The organism is Jeotgalibacillus sp. JSM ZJ347 (assembly GCF_044383825.1).
GTDB lineage: Bacteria > Bacillota > Bacilli > Bacillales > Jeotgalibacillaceae > Jeotgalibacillus.
This window is the reverse complement of sequence record NZ_JBISEN010000002.1, coordinates 997,525-1,020,513: the sequence shown is the minus strand read 5'-3', so window position 1 is coordinate 1,020,513 and position 22,989 is coordinate 997,525. Positions and strand designations below refer to the sequence as shown.

At 43.6% G+C, this 22,989-nt stretch carries 24 protein-coding genes, 1 pseudogene and 1 riboswitch; of the genes and pseudogenes, 5 read left to right on the top strand and 20 right to left on the bottom strand.

The window, feature by feature from the left end:
• Positions 1-54: 54 nt before the first annotated feature.
• Positions 55-222, top strand: a complete 168-nt coding sequence (locus tag ACH6CZ_RS10585) for a hypothetical protein (protein WP_374097392.1) — start codon at positions 55-57, stop codon at positions 220-222.
• Positions 223-268: 46 nt separating this feature from the next.
• On the opposite strand, the gene ACH6CZ_RS10580 is transcribed toward ACH6CZ_RS10585, so the two are convergent.
• Positions 269-598, bottom strand: coding sequence for a YuzD family protein (locus ACH6CZ_RS10580; RefSeq protein WP_374097391.1), 330 nt, complete (start codon positions 596-598; stop codon positions 269-271).
• A gap of 257 nt (positions 599-855) precedes the next feature.
• On the opposite strand from ACH6CZ_RS10580, the pseudogene ACH6CZ_RS10575 reads away from it, so the two are divergent.
• A pseudogene (locus tag ACH6CZ_RS10575) lies at positions 856-1,148 on the top strand (NifU family protein).
• Between the two features lie 69 nt (positions 1,149-1,217).
• Here ACH6CZ_RS10575 and ACH6CZ_RS10570 read toward each other — a convergent pair.
• The 3 genes from ACH6CZ_RS10570 to ACH6CZ_RS10560 form a co-directional block, all read right to left on the bottom strand.
• Positions 1,218-2,180: a 2-hydroxyacid dehydrogenase gene (locus tag ACH6CZ_RS10570; protein WP_374097390.1), complete on the bottom strand. Its 963-nt coding sequence runs from the start codon at positions 2,178-2,180 to the stop codon at positions 1,218-1,220.
• Positions 2,181-2,386: 206 nt separating this feature from the next.
• Entirely contained in the window at positions 2,387-3,151 is a 765-nt protein-coding gene (locus ACH6CZ_RS10565; protein ID WP_374097389.1) for a TIGR01457 family HAD-type hydrolase, read from the bottom strand.
• 21 nt (positions 3,152-3,172) lie between these two features.
• Positions 3,173-3,610, bottom strand: coding sequence for a DUF86 domain-containing protein (locus ACH6CZ_RS10560; RefSeq protein ID WP_374097388.1), 438 nt, complete (start codon positions 3,608-3,610; stop codon positions 3,173-3,175).
• Between the two features lie 115 nt (positions 3,611-3,725).
• On the opposite strand from ACH6CZ_RS10560, the gene ACH6CZ_RS10555 reads away from it, so the two are divergent.
• Together ACH6CZ_RS10555 and ACH6CZ_RS10550 are read left to right on the top strand one after the other, a co-directional pair.
• Complete coding sequence (locus tag ACH6CZ_RS10555) at positions 3,726-3,995, top strand: DUF3055 domain-containing protein (protein ID WP_374097387.1); 270 nt, start codon at positions 3,726-3,728, stop codon at positions 3,993-3,995.
• A 48-nt stretch (positions 3,996-4,043) separates the two neighbouring features.
• Positions 4,044-4,271 carry a cytosolic protein gene (locus tag ACH6CZ_RS10550; RefSeq protein WP_374097386.1) on the top strand — a complete coding sequence of 76 codons (228 nt, stop codon included), beginning with the start codon at positions 4,044-4,046 and terminating at the stop codon, positions 4,269-4,271.
• Positions 4,272-4,567: 296 nt separating this feature from the next.
• On the opposite strand, the gene ACH6CZ_RS10545 is transcribed toward ACH6CZ_RS10550, so the two are convergent.
• From ACH6CZ_RS10545 to ACH6CZ_RS10505, 9 genes are all read right to left on the bottom strand, one after another.
• Positions 4,568-4,852, bottom strand: a complete 285-nt coding sequence (locus ACH6CZ_RS10545) for a YutD family protein (RefSeq protein WP_374097385.1) — start codon at positions 4,850-4,852, stop codon at positions 4,568-4,570.
• Between the two features lie 293 nt (positions 4,853-5,145).
• Positions 5,146-5,256 carry a methionine/alanine import family NSS transporter small subunit gene (locus ACH6CZ_RS10540; RefSeq protein WP_374097384.1) on the bottom strand — a complete coding sequence of 37 codons (111 nt, stop codon included), beginning with the start codon at positions 5,254-5,256 and terminating at the stop codon, positions 5,146-5,148.
• Positions 5,257-5,270: 14 nt separating this feature from the next.
• Positions 5,271-6,794, bottom strand: coding sequence for a sodium-dependent transporter (locus tag ACH6CZ_RS10535; RefSeq protein WP_374097383.1), 1,524 nt, complete (start codon positions 6,792-6,794; stop codon positions 5,271-5,273).
• A 298-nt stretch (positions 6,795-7,092) separates the two neighbouring features.
• Positions 7,093-8,712, bottom strand: coding sequence for a Na+/H+ antiporter NhaC family protein (locus tag ACH6CZ_RS10530; RefSeq protein WP_374097382.1), 1,620 nt, complete (start codon positions 8,710-8,712; stop codon positions 7,093-7,095).
• Positions 8,713-8,835: 123 nt separating this feature from the next.
• Positions 8,836-9,018, bottom strand: a riboswitch (Lysine riboswitch).
• A 66-nt stretch (positions 9,019-9,084) separates the two neighbouring features.
• Entirely contained in the window at positions 9,085-9,840 is a 756-nt protein-coding gene (yunB, locus tag ACH6CZ_RS10525; protein ID WP_374097381.1) for a sporulation protein YunB, read from the bottom strand.
• Between the two features lie 56 nt (positions 9,841-9,896).
• Positions 9,897-10,994 (bottom strand): HD-GYP domain-containing protein, encoded by a 1,098-nt coding sequence (locus ACH6CZ_RS10520; protein WP_374097380.1) that lies wholly within the window; start codon positions 10,992-10,994, stop codon positions 9,897-9,899.
• 28 nt (positions 10,995-11,022) lie between these two features.
• Positions 11,023-12,378, bottom strand: a complete 1,356-nt coding sequence (locus ACH6CZ_RS10515) for a bifunctional metallophosphatase/5'-nucleotidase (RefSeq protein WP_374097379.1) — start codon at positions 12,376-12,378, stop codon at positions 11,023-11,025.
• 24 nt (positions 12,379-12,402) lie between these two features.
• Positions 12,403-13,227: a sulfite exporter TauE/SafE family protein gene (locus tag ACH6CZ_RS10510; protein ID WP_374097378.1), complete on the bottom strand. Its 825-nt coding sequence runs from the start codon at positions 13,225-13,227 to the stop codon at positions 12,403-12,405.
• 18 nt (positions 13,228-13,245) lie between these two features.
• A complete protein-coding gene (locus ACH6CZ_RS10505; RefSeq protein WP_374097377.1) occupies positions 13,246-14,094 on the bottom strand; it encodes a DUF72 domain-containing protein in 849 nt (282 codons plus the stop codon).
• A gap of 252 nt (positions 14,095-14,346) precedes the next feature.
• Here ACH6CZ_RS10505 and brnQ point away from each other — a divergent pair, with 252 nt between their 5' ends.
• Complete coding sequence (brnQ, locus tag ACH6CZ_RS10500; protein ID WP_374097376.1) at positions 14,347-15,711, top strand: branched-chain amino acid transport system II carrier protein; 1,365 nt, start codon at positions 14,347-14,349, stop codon at positions 15,709-15,711.
• Between the two features lie 447 nt (positions 15,712-16,158).
• On the opposite strand, the gene sufB is transcribed toward brnQ, so the two are convergent.
• The 7 genes from sufB to ACH6CZ_RS10465 form a co-directional block, all read right to left on the bottom strand.
• Positions 16,159-17,556: a Fe-S cluster assembly protein SufB gene (gene sufB / locus ACH6CZ_RS10495; RefSeq protein WP_374097375.1), complete on the bottom strand. Its 1,398-nt coding sequence runs from the start codon at positions 17,554-17,556 to the stop codon at positions 16,159-16,161.
• A gap of 26 nt (positions 17,557-17,582) precedes the next feature.
• The gene (gene sufU / locus ACH6CZ_RS10490) at positions 17,583-18,017 is read right to left on the bottom strand and encodes a Fe-S cluster assembly sulfur transfer protein SufU (RefSeq protein ID WP_039810760.1); all 435 of its coding nucleotides are present in this window, start codon (positions 18,015-18,017) and stop codon (positions 17,583-17,585) included.
• A complete protein-coding gene (locus ACH6CZ_RS10485) occupies positions 18,007-19,236 on the bottom strand; it encodes a cysteine desulfurase (RefSeq protein ID WP_374097374.1) in 1,230 nt (409 codons plus the stop codon). The genes sufU and ACH6CZ_RS10485 overlap by 11 nt, the downstream gene beginning before the upstream one ends.
• Positions 19,233-20,543, bottom strand: coding sequence for a Fe-S cluster assembly protein SufD (gene sufD, locus ACH6CZ_RS10480; RefSeq protein WP_374097373.1), 1,311 nt, complete (start codon positions 20,541-20,543; stop codon positions 19,233-19,235). Before sufD ends, ACH6CZ_RS10485 begins: the two co-directional genes overlap by 4 nt.
• Before the next feature lie 17 nt (positions 20,544-20,560).
• Complete coding sequence (sufC, locus tag ACH6CZ_RS10475) at positions 20,561-21,343, bottom strand: Fe-S cluster assembly ATPase SufC (RefSeq protein WP_322422554.1); 783 nt, start codon at positions 21,341-21,343, stop codon at positions 20,561-20,563.
• 170 nt (positions 21,344-21,513) lie between these two features.
• Positions 21,514-21,660: a YuzK family famiily protein gene (locus tag ACH6CZ_RS10470; protein ID WP_374097372.1), complete on the bottom strand. Its 147-nt coding sequence runs from the start codon at positions 21,658-21,660 to the stop codon at positions 21,514-21,516.
• A 467-nt stretch (positions 21,661-22,127) separates the two neighbouring features.
• A complete protein-coding gene (locus ACH6CZ_RS10465) occupies positions 22,128-22,970 on the bottom strand; it encodes a MetQ/NlpA family ABC transporter substrate-binding protein (protein ID WP_374097371.1) in 843 nt (280 codons plus the stop codon).
• Between the last annotated feature and the right edge of the window lie 19 nt (positions 22,971-22,989).

Below are 22,989 nucleotides of genomic sequence, written 5' to 3'. Positions count from 1 at the left end.
TTCATACCCACATCGTATATACTGAAGAAAATCTTTTCAGGCGGTGAAATTTGCATGTCACTATTACCATTCCATGAACGCTACAACCTTGTAGAAGTTCCGGAGAATTATGATAACCAGAACCCTGATTTTGTTGTCATGAGAGATGAGCATGATAAATGTTATCTGTGTGACAAATCAGATGCTGAAGTGTTAAAAGGTCTTAATTTTACGGAAGTCTGAACAAAAAAAGCGGCCAAAAGTGAAATCACTTCTGGACGCTTTTCATTTATTCTGCAGTCTGAAAACCATACTTTTCAAGCTCTTTATATACAGCTTTTAAACGCGGGTTCCCTTCCCCCACGATTTCATTCTCCACTAACACAATCGGATAAAACAGATCCTCTTCCCACACACGTTCAACAAACGCAGCTTTCTTCGGATCCTCCTGATCAGTATTAATATCCACATAATCCATTACAAACGTACGATCCGGAAACTTACGGCCAATCGCCGCTTCAAGCCATTCATACGTCTCCTTAGAAGAAGGCGCACCCACACAGCTCGCACAAATCGTCTCCGCCCCATACACCGTAATCGTCACAGCTTTATTTGCCATATCTAACAACTCCTTTAAATAAATCTTTAATAGGTTGGCTGATGATTTCCGCTCCAGGGGGACGCTTTCCGTGGCCGGGCGGTGAGCCAGCAGGAGAAGCCGGACAGGTGAGAACCCGCAGGTGCGAAGCGTCCGAGGAGACTCACCGCCGGCCCTGCGGAAAGCGTCCGCCTGGAGCACCCGTCTCTGTCTTCGTTCAGAAAGTATATCTCTCCCAGATCGAAAAGTGTAAACAATAATAATTTCAATTAACATGGATGGATTTTTTCCGTCATACTCATTATAATAGAACACAGGAAGGGAGTCGATTCGAATGACAGAAGTAGAAATGAAAGATTCAGTTCAGGAAGTACTTGATAAACTTCGTCCATTCCTTCTTCGCGACGGCGGAGACTGCGAACTCGTTGACGTTGAAGATGGAATCGTAAAATTAAGACTTCTTGGCGCATGCGGTACATGCCCAAGTTCAACGATTACACTAAAAGCAGGTATCGAACGCGCACTGCTTGAAGAAGTACCTGGCGTTGTGGAAGTTGAACAGGTATTTTAATTGTTATCATCCTCCTGCTAAAAAAAGCAGGGGGATTTTTTATTGAGAAATATTTAAATTAAATGAGAATCAGCCTGACACTTTTGTTAAAGGCTTTTCACCGTTTAATACCGCTTTAATATTATCAGCTGCCAGCTTCATCATAATAAAGCGGGTCTCAGTTGACGCACTGCCAATGTGGGGTACAGCGACCACATTTTTCATGGACAGCAATGGATGATCTTTTGAGATCGGTTCTTTTTCAAATACATCAAGTCCTGCTCCTGCTATTTCACCATTTTCAAGCGCATCAACCAGCGCTTCCTCGTCTACAACAGGACCTCTGCCTGCATTAATAAAAATGGCAGACTCCTTCATTTGTCCGAACTGCTCAGCTCCAATCATGCCACGCGTTTCATTTGTCAACGGCGCAAGCACCAGAACGAAATCCGACTTCTCAAGCAGATCATTTAAGCTTTTATATTGTGCGCCAAATTGTTCTTCAGCCTCTGATTTTCTGCTTCGTGTGTGATATAGGATATTCATATCAAAGCCGGCTGCGCGCTTGGCAACAGCCTGTCCAATCTTCCCCATCCCAATAATGCCGAGTGTTTTATGATGAACATCACGCCCTGCCAGTAAGTACGGCGACCATGACGTCCAGTCCCCATTTTTAATATAGTCTGCCGCTTCAGGAATTCTTCTTGCTGCTGCAAGGACCAGTGCAAAAGCAAGATCAGCTGTAGTATCCGTTAAAACGTCAGGCGTGTTGGTCACAATGATCCCAGCCTTTTCAGCAGCATGAACATCGATGTTGTCATATCCGACAGCCATATTCGCAACGACTTTCAAATGAGAGGCATGAGCCAGCAGTTCTTCATCCACCTGATCAGAAAGCATTGTAAGTATTGCATGACTTTCTTTCGCCTTCTTTAATAGCACATCTCTAGGTACAGCCTCATCCTCAGAATCCCAGACCTCAACATCAAAACTCTTTTTCAGCTCATCAATCACTGCATCATCTATTTTGCGGGTAACAAAAACTTTCGACATAAGCTGCATCCCCTTTGTTTAGCTTTAAAAAACGCAGTATCTTTCCGTAGAAGACTTCGCTTTCCTGCCCCCGGGCGGGAGTCTTCGTCCTCCACTACAAGATCCTGCTGAGTAACTATTAATAAAAAGCTATGTTAAAGATAAATGTTGTTTAAGCACAGCTGGTGATTGTAGCGGAAATCAACAGCCGCGTTACAATAAGATATCTAGATTTCCCACTCAGCCAATGAATTAATCGAATAGGTAGGCTGCTGTTCTTTTTCAGCAAGCAGGCTCTTTGGTGACACGCCGGTATGGACCATTAACGTATCCATCCCAGTATTAAAACCGGCTTTAATATCTGTATCATAATTATCACCGACCATCACAACATCTTCTTTTGGCAGGCCAAGGACATTTAAGGCCTGCTCCATAATCACTGACTCAGGTTTACCGATAAATAGCGGTTCTGTCTGTGTTGATACCGTGATCACTGAAGTAAGCGAGCCATTACCAGGGAGCAGCCCCCGCTCAGTCGGAATCGCAATATCGCCATTGGTGGAAATAAATTTCGCACCATTTCTGACAGCCAGACAGCCAAGCGCAAGCTTTTCATAAGTGATTTCACGATCCAGGCCAACAATCACGTAATCCGGCTTTTCATCCTTAATTGTAATCCCTTTTTCAGTCAAAGCCTGACGGATCCCGTCGCCGCCGATCACATAGGCTGAGCCATTCGGCATTTCCCGGGAAATAACTGCTGCAGTTGCAAGAGATGTCGTAAACACCTGTTCCGGTTCAGCAGGTACATCAAAATTCTGCAGGTGTGCAGCTACCTGTTTCTGTGTTTTTGAAGAATTATTCGTGACAAATAAATACGGAATGCCTTTTGCCTTCAGCTTCTTAACAAACTCAACTGCTTCAGGAATCGGCTCCGTTCCTCTATACATCGTTCCATCCAAATCAATTAAATAACCTTTATATGCTTTCATTCTTTACGTCCTCTCTATTCCTTACCGTCTAAATGCTGAGACCGGGCCCAGCCCATTTTCAAGATAGGTTCTGACTGCAGGTGTAAATGCTTTAAGTGCACCTTCTGCTGATGTAAATGTATCAATGCACATCTGATGGTCTACTTCAGTAAACTCCTGTACAAGGTGTTTTCTTAGTTTTACAACCTTAACCAGATCAGCATGCATGTCTTTGCCAATCACTTTTTCATCCTCTAAAATATCAATAATATCTTCATAACTGCCTGGATCACGCATAATAAACCCATCAATCATTGAATTTCCTACATCAATAATTGATTCTATAACGGTATGCAGACTGCGTTCAAGCGCCAGCTGTTCAATTTTAGATTCCCATGAACTGTGCCCATGTAAAAAGCTGAGCTGTTCTTCCATAAACGTTAATGTTTTTTCAATTGTTTCTCTATCCACGAAGTACATCTCTTCACACTCCATCAAAATGTCTGCTTTTAGTGTACCATAAGCCTTCAGATTTTTTGGCATGACGTGTGTTAATCGTTATAATTGTATGTATAGCTTAAGGAGGATTTTTAATATGACTGAACGATTTTTTCTTTATGATGATACAGAGGAAACAAAAACGAGGTTTGTCAGCTTTATGGGAGAAAATCAGCGCTTTGACCTGGCTATCCTATATTCCGACCGCCACTACGGGAAAGCAATGGTGATGGACATCCAGGGCAGCCGCTTTGCGATTATCGGACAGGATGATCTTGATGAAGAGGGTTATATTGAACATGCATTCAAGCTTTCTGAACAGGACGCATCCGAGCTGCGAGAATTTTTATACGAAGTGATCCTGTGAATCAATTGAAGCCCGCCTGCTCATACTAAACCAAAAAGGAGCAGTGTAATGGAACGCTACAGCGATTTTTCAAACGTCGAAGTCCAAAAGGAATACCTGATACCGGAAACCCTCCCGGAAGGCCCCTACGGCTCACCCAGAGGGAAATATACACTCGTCAGAAACAAATCTGGCCCATGGAGAGAAGGACAGCGTTACTACAGCGCATTCAACTACGAAAACAAAGGCGACCACGAATACATTCCAAGACTCGATCCCGGTGCACATAAGCCTTGATGTTTTTTACTGATTTGTCTTTTTTAAAATTGGCTGGTGATTGTAGCTCCAGCTGTGCATAAACCAAAATGGCTTTTAACACATCGAAAACAAAAAGAAGTATATCTCAATTTAAAAGGAGACATACTTCATTGTATATTAAACACCAATATAGTGCAGCGGAGCGTAGGGCGGCGACTCCGGGACGATTAGAGGGAAGCCGAGACCCCGCAACCGAAGGTGAGGAGGCTTGGCAACCTCCGTCCGGAAAGCGTCCGCCCGAAGCGCAGCGAAACGGTTAGTTTTCACCACACCATCTACTTTTTAGCCCCGGCAACCTTCTTCACAATAAAATAAGGGCACCCAAAATTACAGTGCTCATATAAATAATCCTTCACCGTAGAAATCTTCGTATCAAAAGAAGACTTCTGATTCGTATCCTCAAAAAAGCCCTTCAGCCGCAACTGTCCGTATCCCCAGTCACCTACAATGTAATCATACTTATGCAGAATCTCACTGTATCTCGCTTCAAAAGCCTCTTCATTATAACCTTCCCTGAATTCCTCTATGATTTCATATTGCTGATTATGCATTGTAATCATCAGATTCTCACTCCTGCCTGTTAACTACTTCCTATTATACATGACAACACAATTTTTTCTATGCATGATTCCGATTCGAACTGGACAAACTTGCATAAAGGAGTGTTGTTTCGATGAAGCTTATTTATGCTGCTCTTTTGATCCTGCTGATAACTGGATGTTCAAAAGAACCGGAGCCGCCCGAGGTATCACCTATGTCATCATGGCTTCCTTCTGCCATGAATGAATATGACCTAGCTCCTGAGTATACATTAAAAAAACTGCCTATGCATTAAGCACAGGCAGCCTATTTATTAAGCTGTTTTATTTTTGGATTTCTTTACTGCGTTCGTAATACTTGCAGCAAGTCCGCCCCATAAAAGAACGATCCCAATTACCATCATTACAATTGCACTGGCTGTCATTGCGAATCCCTCCCTTAGTCCTTATCCGGAAGCTCAACTGGTGTTGAACGGCTCCATTTTAGTGTTGATAACACAATTCCAAGGACAAATGCTGCACCTGCTGACGATAAGAACATCGTCAGTGCAAATCCGTTGGAATAACCTTCATAGTTACCAGAATCGTTGTCAAACTGCTGGAAGAGGTTATCTGTAACAAGTCCAAACATCATGTATCCAAGTACGATTGGTGTAACGATCGCAAGACATGCTTTCCACCATCCGCCAAGGTGAATATCTGATGTCAGGTTAGCGTGACCCTGAAGCACGTTCGTTTTACGCAGAATCCATGCAATCATAATCACTTCGACCAGACCAATAGCTGCTACACCAAACTGGTTAATGTAGTAATCTGCTGCGTCAAGGAAGAATAGCCCGCCCTGAGTGGCAAACAGAATAGAAATTAATCCGGCAAGTCCGCCCCCGAAAAGAACAGCCTTGTTACGGGAGATACCAAGCTTCTCAGTTAAACCTGCTACATACGTTTCAGTGATCGACATTAGTGAAGTCAATCCGGCAAGTGTAAGCGAGAAGAAGAATAGTGCACCGAAAATTCCGTTTAACCCCGGAAGCTGATTAATAATCTGCGGGAATACCACGAAGGCAAGTCCTACACCGGCAGAAGCAACTTCTGAAACCGGAACATCCAGTTGTGAAGCCATGAATCCAAGCGCTGCGAATACTCCGATACCAGCTAAAAGCTCGAACCCTGAGTTTGCAAAACCTGTGATAAATGCGTTATTCGTAATGTCCGATTTTTTCGGAAGATAGCTTGAATAAGTAATCATGATTGCAAACGCAATTGATAAACTGAAGAAAATATGACCGTAAGCTGCTACCCAGACTGACGGTTCCAGTATGTTTTCAAAATTCGGCTGGAAGAATGCATTCAGACCCTGAGCTGCACCTTCAAGTGTTACCGCTCTGATGACGATAATCAGGAATAAAATAACAAGTGTCGGGATGAAAATACGGTTTGCATATTCAATCCCTTTCTTAACACCAGCAAGTAGAATCCCCAGTGTAATGACCCATACAAGTACGAGTGGGATGAAAATTCCCCACACAATGCCGCCTGTTTCACCAGGTGCTACGTCAAGCTGTAAAAATTCACTGAATAGAAAGCCTTCTGTATCTTCTCCCCAAGCCTGACCGAATGAGAAGATTGTATACCTCATTGCCCAGGCAATAATAACTGCATAGTAGGTGGAAATAACAAACGATACAAATACTGCCCACCACCCAAGCCATTCTGCTTTTTTACCGCTCATGCGGAAGAATGACAGTGGCGCTGATCCTCTGTACTTATGACCGATGGTGAATTCCATGATAAGAATTGGAATACCGGCTGTTAAGAGTGCAAATAAATATGGAATAAAGAATGCTCCCCCACCGTTTTCATAAGCGACATACGGAAAACGCCAAATGTTTCCGAGTCCGACTGCGGAACCGACTGCTGCAAGAATAAATCCGGCACGCGATCCCCACTGTTGACGATTCATCTAATTACCCCCCTGAAAGTACTTCCTGAATAAGTGGAAGTTTTTATATATTCAGATTATTTCTCATAATCTAAAAACAGTATAGCACTTGCTTCCTAAATGTAAAAGTACTATTTTAAAAAATTCTGAAATTATATTACTATAATCTAGAAAAATAAATAAACACTGTTATATCAATGTTTATTGAAATAGTGTGCAAAATCTTTCACACTTTATATAATTCATACATTTTTCCAATCGTACAATAGTCCTTTTAAAAAAAGCCTGAATGGCGTTAACCATTCAGGCTTCAAATGTCTTACTCCAGCTCTTCTTTAGCTGACACGGTTCTCGCTTTATCAGGATTCCTGCCCATTATCACTGCAAATAAAACAAGCAGTACAATGACAAGTCCAAGCGCAAGTAACGTGTTTCCTGAGAAGCCAAGCATAATGTAACCTGCTGAAGCAATGGCAGCACCAGTTAGGGCATAAGGGATCTGCGTTGCAACGTGGTCGATATGATTGCTTCCCGCTCCAGTTGAAGAAAGGATCGTTGTATCAGAAATTGGTGAGCAGTGGTCTCCGAATACAGCACCTGCAAGTACGGCTGCAAGTGATGGCAGAAGGAGTGAAATATCTGTGCTTGCTGCAATTTCTCCTGCGATTGGAAGCAGAATACCGAATGATCCCCATGATGTACCTGTTGAGAATGCCATTACGCCTGCAACTAAGAATAGTAACACTGGCAGCCATCCAAGTGGCAGATTCGATGATTCTACGATTCCTGCAAGATATTCACCAGTACCAAGATCACCAATAAGACCAACAATCATCCAAGCAAATACAAGGATATAGATCGCCGGCAGCATTGATTTAACGCCCTCTTTTAGTGCAAGGAAAAATTCAGCTCCACCGATTTTCTCAGAACGGCCAATTTGACGGATAAAGAATGCGATGGCTACCGCCAGTCCAACTAGCGCACCATATACAAGTGATTTTGCTACATCAGTATACTCGAACATCTGAAGAATCGTTGCAGATTCTCCTGTGTCAGCTGTATAAGCCTGAGCGCCTGTCCACATCATCGAAGCCACTGTACCAACCACAAGAGCGATGATTGGCCAGATTAGATCTCCGACTGTTCCGTGCTTTGATGTAGGAAGATCATTTTTAAGTTCTCCCGGAATATCTTTGTTAGGGTCATATACTTCGCCTGTTTCAATCGCACGGTTTTCATGCACTTTCATTTGTCCAAAATCAACACCGCGAAGTGCGACTATAAAGACGATTCCAAGTGCTGCCCATACATAAAGATTCATTGGCACCATTTGAATAAATGCCGAGAATGCTGTGTATTCAGTAATTGAATGTGTAGCAAGAATCCCGCCAATTACTGCGATGATGTATGCTCCCCAGCTTGATACGGGTGACACCACGCAGATCGGCGCTGCTGTTGAATCGATCAGATAAGCAAGCTTTGCACGCGACACGCGGTGACGGTCAGTCAGTGGACGTGCCACCTGTCCGACTGCAAGGCTGTTGAAGTAATCATCAATAAAGATAATAATACCAAGGCAAGCAGTTACAGCCTGAGCACCGGCACGTGTTTTCACGCGCTTCATTGCCCATTCCCCAAACGCTCTTGCGCCTCCAGATACGTTAATGAATGCTGTAATCACACCAAGAATAATCAGGAATAACATAATAAAAATATTCCATAAGTTCAGTGCGCCGGGTTCTCCATCTGACCCGTGCTCCCAAAATACGCCGCTAAATGACATCCAGAGTGTTTCAAGCGTCGCAAGCGGTCCAAAGCTTGTGATTAATAGTGCTGCTGCGACAATACCCGCGCCAAGCGAAAGTAGGACGCGTCTAGTAAGTAAAACCATTACAATTGCAATGATTGGTGGTAAAAGTGATAACCAAGTTCCTTCCATAATGTTCCCTCCTTTAATTTTTGATAGGGCAAGGTATGAGGCATAATCGTAAAAAACGCAAAAAAGGGCAATGATAGAGGACTCTACCATTACCCTTGAAAGTTAGTAATGTTATGCTCCATCACGATCTGTAGCTCCTCAACCCGCAAAATGCTGCGGAAAGAGAGTGTTATCCTTATTAAAGATAACCCCAATGATAAAACCCTGACTGATTATTACCATTTCGGCAGTGATCCCCTTTCATCTGTGATCGCAGTTGTCATCCTCACACAGATTACTCTTAAATACTGCTCCTCTACCCCATCGGATTATGATGTGGTGATTATTCATTTTACTGAACAATTATAACAAGTGACTGTCTTCAATTCAAGACTAATTTGTTGGAATCGGAACTTCAAGTGAAGGAGACATACCATCGCCGACATTGTAAATTTCAGGAACCTGTCCCTGAATCAGCCCCATTGCAACCGGTATATCCTGTTCAATTGTCGTCACTTCTGTCGCAAACGGTACGATAATCTGAACATTTACTACAAGGTGTATATTAATCTCAACAAATGCGTTATTAATACCAAACTCATCAATATTTGATTTAATGTTTGACGTCACACTTCCGACTGCATGAAACCTGATTGGTACTTTTGGTCCAAGGTTTCCAAGTAACGCGTTTCCGGTAGCCTGACCAAGAGGCACCGTATAGACGATTCCTTCAAGGTTGCCGGCATCTTCCACTTCTAGATCTAATTCAGTCAGAGACTTTAAAATACTTGTATCTCCTCTTTCAATTGCCCGCAGTTGTTCCTGTACAAGCTCTGTGGTTTCTGCAAGTACCCGGTTAATAATTTCTGTATTAAACTTTGTGGTGACCATTTCAGCTGAATCCGTTGGTACATTTTCAATAATTTCATTGATATCCATGACGTTTGCAATCTCTCTGTTTACTGCCTTACTGATTACAAGCGCACCGATTTTCTGTGTCTGGGACTCGGCATAGATCATCAAAGTTGGCTTAATACCAGTATTGATAACAGCGAGCCCAATGGCTGTCATCAGCAGAAATAACACCAATGACAGCAGCCAGACAGAGCGTGCTGTGAGCGGCTTGATCATCATTCTTTTTCTGCGCATAAAAAAGCCCTCCTATAACGCAGTGTATGCAGGTCAGAAGGGTTTTTTACTTAGAATTATTCAGTTATAAAAGAGATATCAGTCTCAGCAATTGTCACATCCAGATGTGCCGACAGGTCAACTTCATATGTAGCTCTGACGATTTTCCCGCTCTCTTCCACTACCCTGATCACCGGCCGCGTTGAAACGCCTTTATTCTGCCGCGCCACAATTCCTTTTCTACCGTCGCTCAGTTGTACGGTGAGCCCGTTCGGATAAATCGCCACACCCATCTGAAAAGCTTTAATCACTGTCGGATCAAATAATGTACCTGACCCAGCCAGGATAATTTCAAGCGCATCAGCAGGCAGCATTTTATCACGATAAACACGGTTTGACGTGCAGGCATCAAATACGTCTGCAACAGCGAGAATCTTTGCATAAAGATGAATATCCTCAACAAAGATGCCCCGCGGGTAACCTGAACCGTTCAGTCTTTCGTGATGCTGAAACGCGCAATGAGCGGTCAGTAACGAAACATTATGAAGATTTTTCAGCACTTCAAATCCATGTACTGTATGCATTTTAATTTCCTCAAACTCTTCTTCTGTAAGCGGCCCTTCCTTCATCAGGACTGACTCATCCACCATTGTTTTTCCAATATCATGGAGCATGGCGCCAAGTCCCAGCTGTTCAAGCTGTTTAACCGGTAGCCTCAGCTCTTTTCCAATCGCCAGTGTATACAGCGTGACATTATATGAATGATGGAATATATAAGAATCATAAATATAAGCATCTGATAAGATCATGAGCAGATCCTGATTTGCATCCATTTCACTCATAATTCCTTTTAATACATGTTGTATTTTTTCGGTCTTGCTTTCAAGCATGGCAGCCATATTTTTCTGCTTGCTTGTCCGTATTGAAGAAAATGCATCTTTCATTTCCCTGATCGATTCCTGTCTGACATGAACAGGCACACTCTCTTTTACCTCAATGCCTTTAGATTTCTCATCTGAAATATAGACGTACTGCACTTTCAAAAAACGTAGTCGGGAAATCATTGGCTCACTCAGCGTAACACCTGCCTGCAATAGAGGTTTGTCATTTACATTATAAATGGTATGACCCAATACCATCCCAGCCCGAAGAACCTTTGTGGATATTAATCTCATTGACTGATCACCCTTCTCTGTCTATTTTTTAACGGGCTGTAGTTTTAAGCTTCTCCTTTAAAATATCACGTAAAAATTCAGGCATAAAGTACTGTTTTTTTGCTCTGTGCATTTCCGGAAAGAAAAAACCAAATGTAAACATATCAACGGTTGCAATCCGGTAAACTTGATCTGACCGCACCAACTCTCCGTTTACATAAAATTGATGATCAATTTCTTCAAGCCCTTTGTAAATAAACTCGCCTAAAATTGTGCCTCTGAACCCAAGTCCCCTGATCACCGTAGTTGGCCAGTTCTGATGTCTGGATTCTCTGAGTACTTCTTTTAATTCACTCCCTGTCAGTTCCACCATACAAGGATTGATGGGGTGAGGAAGAATTTTATGAAGGTCATATTCCGTTACAGGTCCTGCTTCAAGCTGACCAAGCAGCAGACCGCCTGTTACGATTGAACAATCTGCCTGACACCACTCAAGCACTGCTTCAGCCAGCAGAACTGACAGTGGTGATGCCGCCTCGAGGGGGTTATGAGGTATCGGTTGATCAAGCACAGTAATTTCATTTGAAAGAAGCCGTTTTCCTTCTTCAAGCCAAGCACTGTTCAAGTCAGCGGCGGCCTCCAGTTCACTCGTCTCATATAAAGTTGCTGTTTTTCCGGATACTTCCCTCGTTACATGATCGAATTCAATCTCAACTTTCCCTGTATACATCCCGTACTTACCAGCTGCAGCAAGGAGCACCTGATGATGGAGCCTTCCATTTTCAAGCACGTGGTGTGTATGTCCCCCCATAATAATGTCGATATCAGGACATTCTTCAGCCACCCACTCGTCTTCACGGATTCCAAGGTGGGACAGCAGGATAATGATGTCCACTTTGTCTTTCATCGCTCTGACCTGTGCTTTCAGTTCATCTTTTGCAGATGTGATATGCCAGCCAAGCTTTTCGTAAAAAACGGGATATTCAGCAGTCACCGCTGTAATGCCGATCTTCACACCGCTTTTTGTCGTTTTAATCAGATACGGCCGTGTCCAGTCCGGCCGGTTACCTTTAGACGTAAAGAGGTTCGCTAAGACCACTTCAAAGTCAGCGTGCTGATACAGTTCATTTAACTCTTCATATGAAAAAGTAATGCCTTCATTGTTACCAATTGTTATGGCGTCATATCCGGCTTTATTGAGCAGATCCACATTCCGCTTTCCGGATGACCCTTCTGTCAAAGGGTGGGAACGGTCTGCGTGATCCCCGATATCAAAAAGAAAAACCTCTTCCCCGTCCTGCTTAAGCATTTGCTTCTGCTGCTGCAGGAACTGATGAATCCGGGGCCAGTTCTCGAAATGACTATGCAGATCATTTGTATGAAAAAATGTCATTCTTTCCTTCATCTTTTATCACCTCCACCTTGCCTTTTAGCCATATATTCCTTCAATAATCGATCTGATTCCGATTAACACCAGAATGAGTCTGAGTACAATCACAAGCTTATCAGACTGCATCCGCTGATTCATCCAGGCGCCAAGCTTTGCACCGAACCATGCACCTGGAGCGAGCAGGGCAACGTATAGCCAATCTACATTTCCAAGCGCAATATGTGAAGCTGAGCCCAGCAATGCCGAGAGAAAGACCATCAGCATTGAAGTACCGACTGCTACATGCGGTGGAAAAAGAAAAGCAATAATCATCACCGGCACCATGACAGAGCCTCCTCCGATACCAAATAAACCAGATGCAAACCCTACCGCAAATGCTGCAATGACACCCGCAGCCGGTGGAAATCCGTATGCCCATTGTACGCCCTGCGGATCAGTAAAATGACGCTGGTACGAAGCCGTTTTGAATTTTTCAATCGGTTTCAATTTATTTCTGATTAAAAGAATAAACGATAAAAAGATCATAAATAATCCAAAATACAGATGAAAAGATCCTAATGTCAAATACTGATTTGTATAAGAACCAACGATTGCCCCGGGACCACTTCCCGCGAAAAATAACAGGCCGCTTTTCACATCGACCGTTTTCGTTTTTAAATAAGCAAGCGTTGATGATAAGCCTGTGAAAATCATCACAACTAATGAGATCCCAACAGCTGTCTGTGGTGTGATACCATCAATCCACATCAGTGCCGGTCCAAAAAACAGCAGCGCAGGTACGACGATCACGCCGCCCCCAAGACCAATCAGTGACCCGATTGCCCCGGCTGCAAGCCCGATTAAAGGCAGTAAAAACCATTCCATACCTACTTCATCCCAATCTTAAAATAAGTCAAGCTGACGCGGAGCGAGACCTCCATAATCCAGTCCCAGCAGCTCAATCATTGTTTTTGCATTGGCTGCTGCATGTCCACCGGAGTTATTATTAAAAAGTACATATATTTTATCGGATGCACGGTCCAGTTTTTGAAGGACAGGAACGAGATCTCTCAGCTCTGCTTCAGTATAATCATACAGATATCTTACTTCGCGCCAGCTGTTTTCATTGCCCTTTTTCGTCCAGCCGGCTGTATTTCTGCCGTGAAGTCTGAATACCGTTACCCCTTTATGCGTGCTCTCGGCAATCAGCGGAATTGAACCTTCCCCTGCCTGCGGTTCATCACAGACGCTGTGAATAAGTTCTTCATCTCTTAAAAACTGAAGTGTACCGTTACGAAACTCATCTGAGTACCACGACTGGTTTCTGAATTCAATCGCAAGAGGAAGTCCTTCAAGCTGCCGTTTGCAGTATCTTATGTAATCAACATTCTGTTTCCTGCAGTCGAACCAGGGTGGAAACTGCAGCAACACAACCCCAAGCTTATCTGCTTCAAGAAAAGGAGTAAGTGATAGCCTGAATGCCTTGAACATGTCCTCTTTCGACTCAAAAGGAATATCTCCACGCTGATGTCCGGTCATGCCCTGATAGGCTTTGACAATAAATTTAAATGAATCAGGCGTTTCCGCCACCCACTTTTTCATGTTGCGCTCAGGCTGCACAGCATAAAAGGAAGCATCCAGCTCAACGATCGGAAAGTGTCCGGCGTAATCTTTCAGCTTATCCTGCTTTGAGGAATGTTCATCATATACATCCGGATGATCTCCCCATCCGGTCAAACCGATATAAATCACACAATCACCCGCTTACGACCGATTTAATATCGTTATTGTATCACAGTTAAGACACTGCGGTAGCGATCAGATAAAATGATGTTTTTTACATAAAATACTCGCTAAAACATCTTTTGGCAAAAGGAAGCGCTCTCAAAAAACTGTTTTAAAAAAACAGAAAATTGTTATTGTAACGTATGTTTATTCTTGTTAGGATTACCTTTATTACGTCACAGCGTCGCACTCAAAAAGCTACAGGAAAGGAACAAGCTTATGCAACAAAAAATACCATTCTCCACTTATATCATGATTGGGACGATGTTGTTCGGTCTCTTTTTCGGAGCCGGCAACTTAATCTTCCCAATCCACCTTGGACAGCTTGCAGGCACATCATTCTGGCCTGCACTCGCCGGTTTCCTCGTCACCGCAATTGGACTCCCGCTTCTCGGGATTCTTGCGATCGGTCTATCAGGCAGTAAAGGGCTTCATGACCTAGCAAGCCGGGTCCACCCGGTTTTTGGAACGGTTTTTGCTTTAATTCTGTATTTAACAATTGGCCCGTTTTTTGCAATCCCGCGTACTGCGACTGTGCCATTCACGGTAGGGTTTGAGCCATTTATCAGCCCTGAACAGAGCCGTCTATGGCTGGCTGTATTCAGTATCATTTTCTTTGCCATTGTCTATGTTTTATCATTGAAAGCTGAAAAGGTCATGGATATTGTCGGTAAATACCTGACACCAGTCTTTTTATTTTTCCTATCAATTTTAATTATTACAGTTGTAGTCAATCCAATGGGCAGCTTTCAGGCGCCTGCAACAGATTATCAGTCGTTGCCATTTATGAGCGGTTTCCGTGAAGGTTATAACACGATGGACGCCCTTGGTGCACTGGCATTTGGTATCATCGTCATTCACGCCATAAAAACCCTGGGGATCACTGATAAAAAAGCCATCGCACAGACAACATTGAAGTCCGGTCTGTTTGCTACCGGTTTAATGATGCTGATCTATGGACTGCTCACTTATATGGGGGCAACAAGCCCACAAACTGTCGGCACCTTTGAGAATGGCGGACTGACATTCGCAGCTGTGGCACAGCACTATTTCGGACCATTTGGGGCGATCCTGCTTGCACTGATTATCGTGCTTGCCTGCGTAAAGACAAGTATTGGCCTGATCATCGCCTGCAGTGAGTTTTTCCATCAGCTGTATCCAAAAGTCAGCTATAAAACATTTGTACTGATTCTTTCACTGATGTCACTGCTGATCGCAAACTTCGGATTAACGAATATTATTCAGTATGCGATTCCAATGCTGATGTTCTTATATCCACTTGCTATTGTACTGATTTTACTTGGACTGACTTCGAACCTGTTTGGTCACAAGCGCAGCATCTATACAGGCGCGATGTTTCTGACATTCTTCGTCAGTCTGATTGACGGGTATAATGCGCTGGTTGGCACACTGCCAGGCATCGCAAACGGAGCGCTTGATGCCGTAACAGCATTTTATATGACCTATCTGCCATTATATGAAATTGGACTCGGATGGATGCTCCCTGCGCTAGTTGGTGCAGCGATTGGATTTGTTTGGAGGTCGCCTTCAGCTGATAAGGTTTCCGAGGATTTATCATATTAGTGTTCGGGAAAAGACTGCTGCGGCAGTCTTTTTTTGTGGTTGTAGTGGACGGGGCCAGTTTGTAGCGATTTCTGGTGAAATTGTAGCATTCCGTGCTGAGGTTGTAGCGATACACTCGGGGAGTTGTAGCATTCCGCGCGCAGGTTGTAGCAATTAAACTCTTTAGTTGTCGGATACAATCTAGAACTTGTGTTGCACCACATCCTCTTGATACCCTTTGACACAAGCCTGTTTCCCAAGTGCATGCAGGGCAGCTGGGGTCAATTGTCGCTATTTTGGCCGGAGTTGCAGTAATCTCCGCTCAGGTTGTAGTGATACGCCCGGGAAGTTGCACCAGAAAACGCCGAATTTGTATCAATCCCACCAATACTTGTTGCTATTCCTCCCCGGCTCCTTCTTCAAATCATAGAAAAACCCGCACTCCAAAAAGTGCGGGTTTTGATCATATTAACCGATTGAACCTTCCATCTCGAACTTAATCAGACGGTTCATTTCTACTGCATATTCCATCGGAAGCTCTTTCGTGAATGGCTCGATGAAGCCCATTACGATCATTTCAGTTGCTTCCTCTTCAGAAATTCCCCGGCTCATCAGATAGAATAGCTGCTCTTCAGATACCTTAGACACTTTCGCTTCGTGCTCAAGTGAAATGTTGTCATTCAGAATTTCGTTGTATGGAATTGTATCAGATGTTGATTCGTTATCCATAATCAGTGTATCGCACTCGATGTTAGACCGTGCACCGTGTGCTTTACGTCCGAAGTGTACGATACCGCGGTAGGTTACTTTACCGCCCTGTTTAGAGATTGATTTAGATACAATTGTTGAAGATGTGTTTGGCGCTAAGTGATGCATTTTAGCTCCTGCATCCTGGTGCTGACCTTTACCTGCAAGTGCGATAGAAAGTGTCATACCACGTGCACCTTCACCGCGAAGAATGACTGCAGGGTATTTCATTGTCAGCTTAGAGCCGATGTTTCCATCTACCCATTCCATTGTAGCATTAGCATCACAGACTGCACGCTTCGTTACCAGGTTGAATACGTTGTTCGCCCAGTTCTGAATTGTTGTGTAACGGCAGTAAGCGTCTTTTTTGATGATGATTTCAACAACGGCACTGTGAAGAGAGTTTGTTGTATAAACTGGTGCTGTACAACCCTCAACATAGTGTACGCTTGAGCCTTCATCAGCAATGATCAGTGTACGCTCGAACTGACCCATGTTTTCAGAGTTGATTCGGAAGTACGCCTGCAGTGGAGTATCAACCTTTACGCCTTTAGGCACATAGATGAATGATCCACCTGACCATACTGCTGAGTTCAGTGCTGAGAACTTGTTATCACCAGAAGGAATAACAGTTCCCCAATGCTTTTTGAAAAGCTCTTCGTTTTCTTTAAGCGCTGAATCAGTGTCCTTGAAGACAATACCCATTTCTTCAAGATCTTCTTTCATGTTGTGGTATACAACCTCTGATTCATACTGTGCAGATACACCAGCAAGATATTTCTGCTCAGCTTCAGGAATACCAAGCTTGTCAAATGTACGCTTGATTTCCTCTGGGACCTCGTCCCAGCTGCGCTCGCTTCGCTCTGATGGCTTAACGTAGTACGTAATTTCATCAAAGTTCAGTCCGCTTAAGTCGCCGCCCCACTGAGGCATTGGCATATTGTAAAACTGTTCAAGAGCTTTCAGGCGGTAGTCCAGCATCCACTCCGGCTCTTCTTTCATGCGGGAAATTTCTTCCACGATTTCACGCGTCAGACCACGCTTCGAACGGAAAATCGATACGTCTTTGTCATGGAAGCCATATTTATAATCGCCAACTTCAGGCATTTTTTTCGCCATGATGATTCCTCCTTCTTTGTTTGCAGTTATTCAGACTGCTGGTCAATTCCTTTCTCCATTGCTTTCCAGGAAAGTGTTGCACATTTGATACGGGCAGGGAATTTCGCTACACCCTGCAGTGCTTCAATATCACCAAGGTCTACTGAATCATCGTATTCTTTGCCAAGCATCATATCTGAAAAGATTTGAGAATATTTAAGTGCTTCATCAATGGGCTTGCCTTTGATCACTTGTGTCATCATTGAAGCAGACGCCATTGAGATGGAGCATCCTTCGCCATCGAATTTAGCTTCTTTTACAATTCCATCCTGTACATCAAGTGTTAAATGGATTCTGTCACCGCAAGTCGGATTATTCATATCAACAGTTACACTGTCTTCGATTTCACCTTTGTTACGCGGGTTCTTATAATGATCCATAATCACCTGACGATACAGCTGGTCTAAGTTATTAAAAGACATCGCTGAAATACTCCTTTGTTTTAACGAGTCCACTTACTAAGCGGTCAATATCTTCTTCTGTGTTATACAGATAGAAACTTGCACGTGCTGTTGAAGAAACGTTGAGCCATTTCATCAGCGGCTGTGCACAGTGATGACCTGCGCGAATTGCAATACCGTCTGCATCAAGTACAGTGGCTAAGTCATGCGGGTGAACATCATCAAGATTAAATGTCACAAGGCCGGCACGCTTTGATGGATCTTTTGGTCCGTAGATGGTCAGACCATTAATCTCAGACATTTTCTCCATCGCATAAGCAGCCAGGTGGTGCTCATACTTCTCAATTTCATCCAGACCAATTTCATTCAGGAAATCGATTGCTGCCCCAAGACCAATTGCACCTGCGATAATTGGTGTTCCGCCTTCAAATTTCCACGGAAGCTCTTTCCATGTAGACTCTTGAAGACCGACAAAGTCAATCATCTCTCCACCGAATTCAACCGGCTCCATTGCATTCAGATGTTTCTTCTTGCCATATAAAACGCCAATACCAGTGGGTCCAGCCATTTTATGACCTGAAAATGCAAAGAAGTCACAGTCAAGGTCCTGCACATCAACCTTCATATGCGGCGCAGCCTGTGCACCGTCCACCACCATCACTGCACCATTTTCATGGGCAATTTGTGTGATTTCTTTAATCGGGTTCATTGTGCCAAGTACGTTGGAAACCATCATAATTGAAACGATTTTCGTATTTTGCGTAATCGTTTCACGTACATCATCCAGTGACAGCGTGCCGTCTGCCTGAAGCGGGACATACTTGAGCGTTGCACCGGTTCTTTTTTCGAGCTGCTGCCACGGGATAATATTGCTGTGGTGCTCCATATGTGTGATGACGATTTCGTCGCCTTCTTTCACATTGTCCTGCCCATAGCTTTGTGCGATGGTATTAATCGCTGTTGTCGTACCGCGCATGAAGATGACCTCTTCAGACTTTGCGGCATTAATGAATTTACGAACTTTTTCTCGAGCTCCTTCATACCCGTCTGTCGCCCGGGTTCCAAGCGTGTGCACACCGCGGTGTACGTTTGAATTGTACCCTTTATAGTACTCATCAAGTGCCCGGATCACAGACAGCGGTTTTTGAGAAGTAGCTGCGCTGTCAAGATAGACAAGCGGCTGACCGTTTACTTCCTGGTCCAATATTGGAAACTGTCTGCGGATCTCTTCGACATTCATACATTCACTTTCCTTTCAATGACTTCTGTCAGCTGCTGCTTAACGCCTTCAATTGGAAGGTTTGTCACAACTGGTGCTAAGAAACCGTGAATCACAAGACGTTCTGCTTCTTTTTGAGAAATACCACGGCTCATCAGATAGAACAGCTGCATTGGATCTACGCGGCCAACTGAAGCTGCGTGACCTGCAGTTACATCATCTTCATCAATCAGAAGGATCGGGTTTGCATCACCGCGAGCTTTTTCACTCAGCATGAGTACACGTGACTCCTGCTCAGCGTTTGCTTTTGTAGCGCCGTGCTCAATCTTACCGATTCCGTTAAAGATAGAAGAAGCTGCGTCCTTCATCACACCGTGCTTCAAAATATAACCTTCTGAGTTTTTACCCCAGTGTCTGATATTCGTTGTGAAGTTCTGCTTTTGGTTTCCACGTCCGACTACAACCATCTTTGTGTCGCCATGTGAATTATCACCAATCAGGTGCGTGATGTTTTCTGAAATTGTATTACCGTCATTCATCATACCAAGTGCCCACTCGATTTTTGCATCGCGTGCTGCTGTTCCACGGCGGTTTACGTAAGTTGTTGTACCTTCTGACAGGTTATCAACTGCTCCGTATACAACGCGTGCGTTATCTTTAGCTACAACTTCAGTGATGATGTTCGCAAGCGACTCACCAGCACCTTCAGTTGCAAGATACGATTCCACATAAGTGACCGCAGAATTCTCTTCAGCTACCACTAATACGTGGTTGAAAAGAGCTGCGTCTGCATTGTCGTGAACGTATACAGCCTGAATTGGCTCTTCGAGTTCAACGTTTTTAGGCACATAAAGGAATGCTCCGCCATTTACAAGTGCTGCATGAAGCGCAGTCAGCTTATGCTCGTCCACCTGTACAGCGTCCTTCATGAAATATTGTTCTACAAGCTCAGGATGCTCCTTCGCTGCAGTAAAAATATCTGTGAAAATAACACCTTTACTCTTAAGGCTGTCAGACAGCTTCAGGTATGCTGGTGTATTGTTGCGCTGGATATACAGGTTTTCCTGCTTCTCAGCGTCTACAAGAGACTTCACTGTTTCAGGAAGCTCTTCTAATGAAGCATAAACTTCGCTATCTACAGTATGGCTTGCAAACTGTGTGAAATTCCATTTATCAATTTTCGTTTTATCCGGCTTCGGCAATGGCAGCTCTTCTGCTTTCGCAAGTGCGTCCAATCGAAGGGACGACAGCCAGCCAGGCTCGCCGTTCTTTTCTGAGAAAGCCTGCACCGCTTGCTGATCAACCGGCAATTTCATTTGTGTCGTCATATTCATCCTCCTATCAGTTACGCTTCTTGTCCTACAGTTTCGTCTTCAATCCCAAGCTCCTGCTTGATCCAGTCATAACCTTCACTTTCAAGGCGCTGTGCAAGTTCAGGTCCACCTGATTTTACAACGCGGCCCTGCATCATTACGTGTACAAAATCAGGCTCGATGTAGTTAAGAAGACGCTGATAGTGAGTGATAATCAGGCAGCCGAAGTCTTCGCTGCGCATTTTATTAATTCCTTTAGATACAACTTTCAGTGCATCGATATCAAGACCAGAGTCGATTTCATCAAGAATACCGAATTCAGGTTTGATCATCATCAGCTGAAGAATTTCGTTACGCTTTTTCTCACCGCCTGAGAAACCTTCATTCAGGTAACGCTGTGCCATGTTCTGATCCATTTCAAGGAAGTCCATGTTCTTATCAAGTTCTTTAATGAATTTCATTAGAGAAATTTCCTGGCCTTCTTCACGGCGTGCATTGATTGCAGAACGAAGGAAGTCTGCATTTGTTACACCAGTGATTTCACTTGGGTACTGCATTGCAAGGAATAGACCTGCAAGTGCACGCTCATCTACTTCCATTTCAAGAACGTTTTCACCGTTCAGCAGTACTTCACCTTTTGTTACTTCAAACTTAGGGTGTCCCATGATTGCTGAAGCGAGTGTTGATTTACCCGTTCCGTTAGGTCCCATAATAACGTGAATCTTACCGCTATCTAATTCAAGGTTTACACCTTTTAAAATTTCTTTACCTTCGATCTCAACGTGGAGATCTTTAATTACTAAAGTTGAAGCCATTGTCTAATTACCTCCGTTTGTATATGAATTTGAAATGGAAGAACCATTCTCAATTTATTCTCATTCTAATCTTATAACAAATTAAAACTAGAATCAAATGACGCTGACCCTTGCCGTTACAATTAAAAAAGTCAGTGTAAGATACACTGACTTTTTTCACTTCTCTACTATTATAAATGATTGATGACTTTACCTTCAAGTTCCTGGACTAAGTCTTGTGACTTTTTGTACTCTTCTTCACGTTTCATTTCCACATTCATACGCACATCGTGGTCTCTCATATACGTTTCGTAACCAACTCCGTGCGAACTTAGCATCTGCTTTTCCATGTCAGTTGTAAAATCAACTTTAATCGGATGGATAATGAATCATTCCTTTTCAATTTTTTGTCCGTGACTTGGTTTCCATATTATTTCTAAAAATGTTTTCTAGTGGGTAATTACCCGCTAGAAAACTTATTAAACACCCTAGCATAATTTTTTGACTATTACAAATATTTATCAGGTATATGTAAGGGTTTTCATTGCGTGTGTATCAACGGATGAAGAATATTTGAAATTTTTTATTCGGATGGTTTTCAACGGGGCGGATTTTGGTGTGGGATTGCTACAAGTTTGTGGTTGATCGCGATAACTTCGGACCGGATCACAACAACTTCCCGGGTGTATCACTACAACTGAAGCGGAGTTTCGTGCATCTCCGGGGAAAACTGCTATAACTATCCTCCCACCATACGTCAAAACGTAAAAAATGCCCAGGCATAGCCTGGACAGCGACAAATACATTATTCTGCGTCAACCGGTACGACAGCGCCGCCCCATTCTTCAAGAATGAAGTCCTGAATTTCTTCAGAAGTTAAAACTTCTACAAGCTTCTGAACTGCTTCATTATCTTCTTCACCGCTGTTCACTGCAATTACGTTAACATATGGTGAATCTGAATTTTCAAGTGCGATTGAATCTTCAAGCGGGTTAATCCCAGCGTCAATTGCGTAGTTTGAATTGATCAGTACAGCGTCACCTTCTCCATTTTCATAAAGCTGGACAAGCAGTGCTGCTTCGTAATCTGCTTCAAACTGAAGGTTTTTAGGGTTTTCTACAACATCTGATACTTCCGCTTTAGTTTTGTCCACTTCAGGGTCAAGTGTGATAAGCCCCTGCGCTTCAAGCATTGTCAGGATACGACCGTGGTCAGCGACTGAATTACTCATCAAAATTTCAGCGCCTTCAGGAAGGTCATCAAGTGATTCGTGCTCCTGAGAGTAGATACCAATCGGCTCAATGTGAATTCCGCCAGCGTTTGCGAAATCATAGCCGTGCTCTGCGATTTGTGATTCAAGGTAAGGAATGTGCTGGAAGTAGTTTGCATCAATCTCACCTGATTCAAGGTCCTGGTTCGGCAGTATATAGTCCTGATACGTTTCAATTTGAAGGTCTACGCCTTCTTCTTCAAGAAGCGGCTGTGCCTGCTCAAGGATTTCTGCGTGAGGTACATTAGAAGCGCCGACTCTCAGTTCAACCGGCTCGCCCTCTTCACCAGTGCCGATACCTTCTGCATTATCTGAACCGCAAGCGGCTAAAGCGAAAATACTTGTTACTGCGAATGTTCCTGCTACGAATTTTTTCATGTGTCATTCTCTCCCTTAA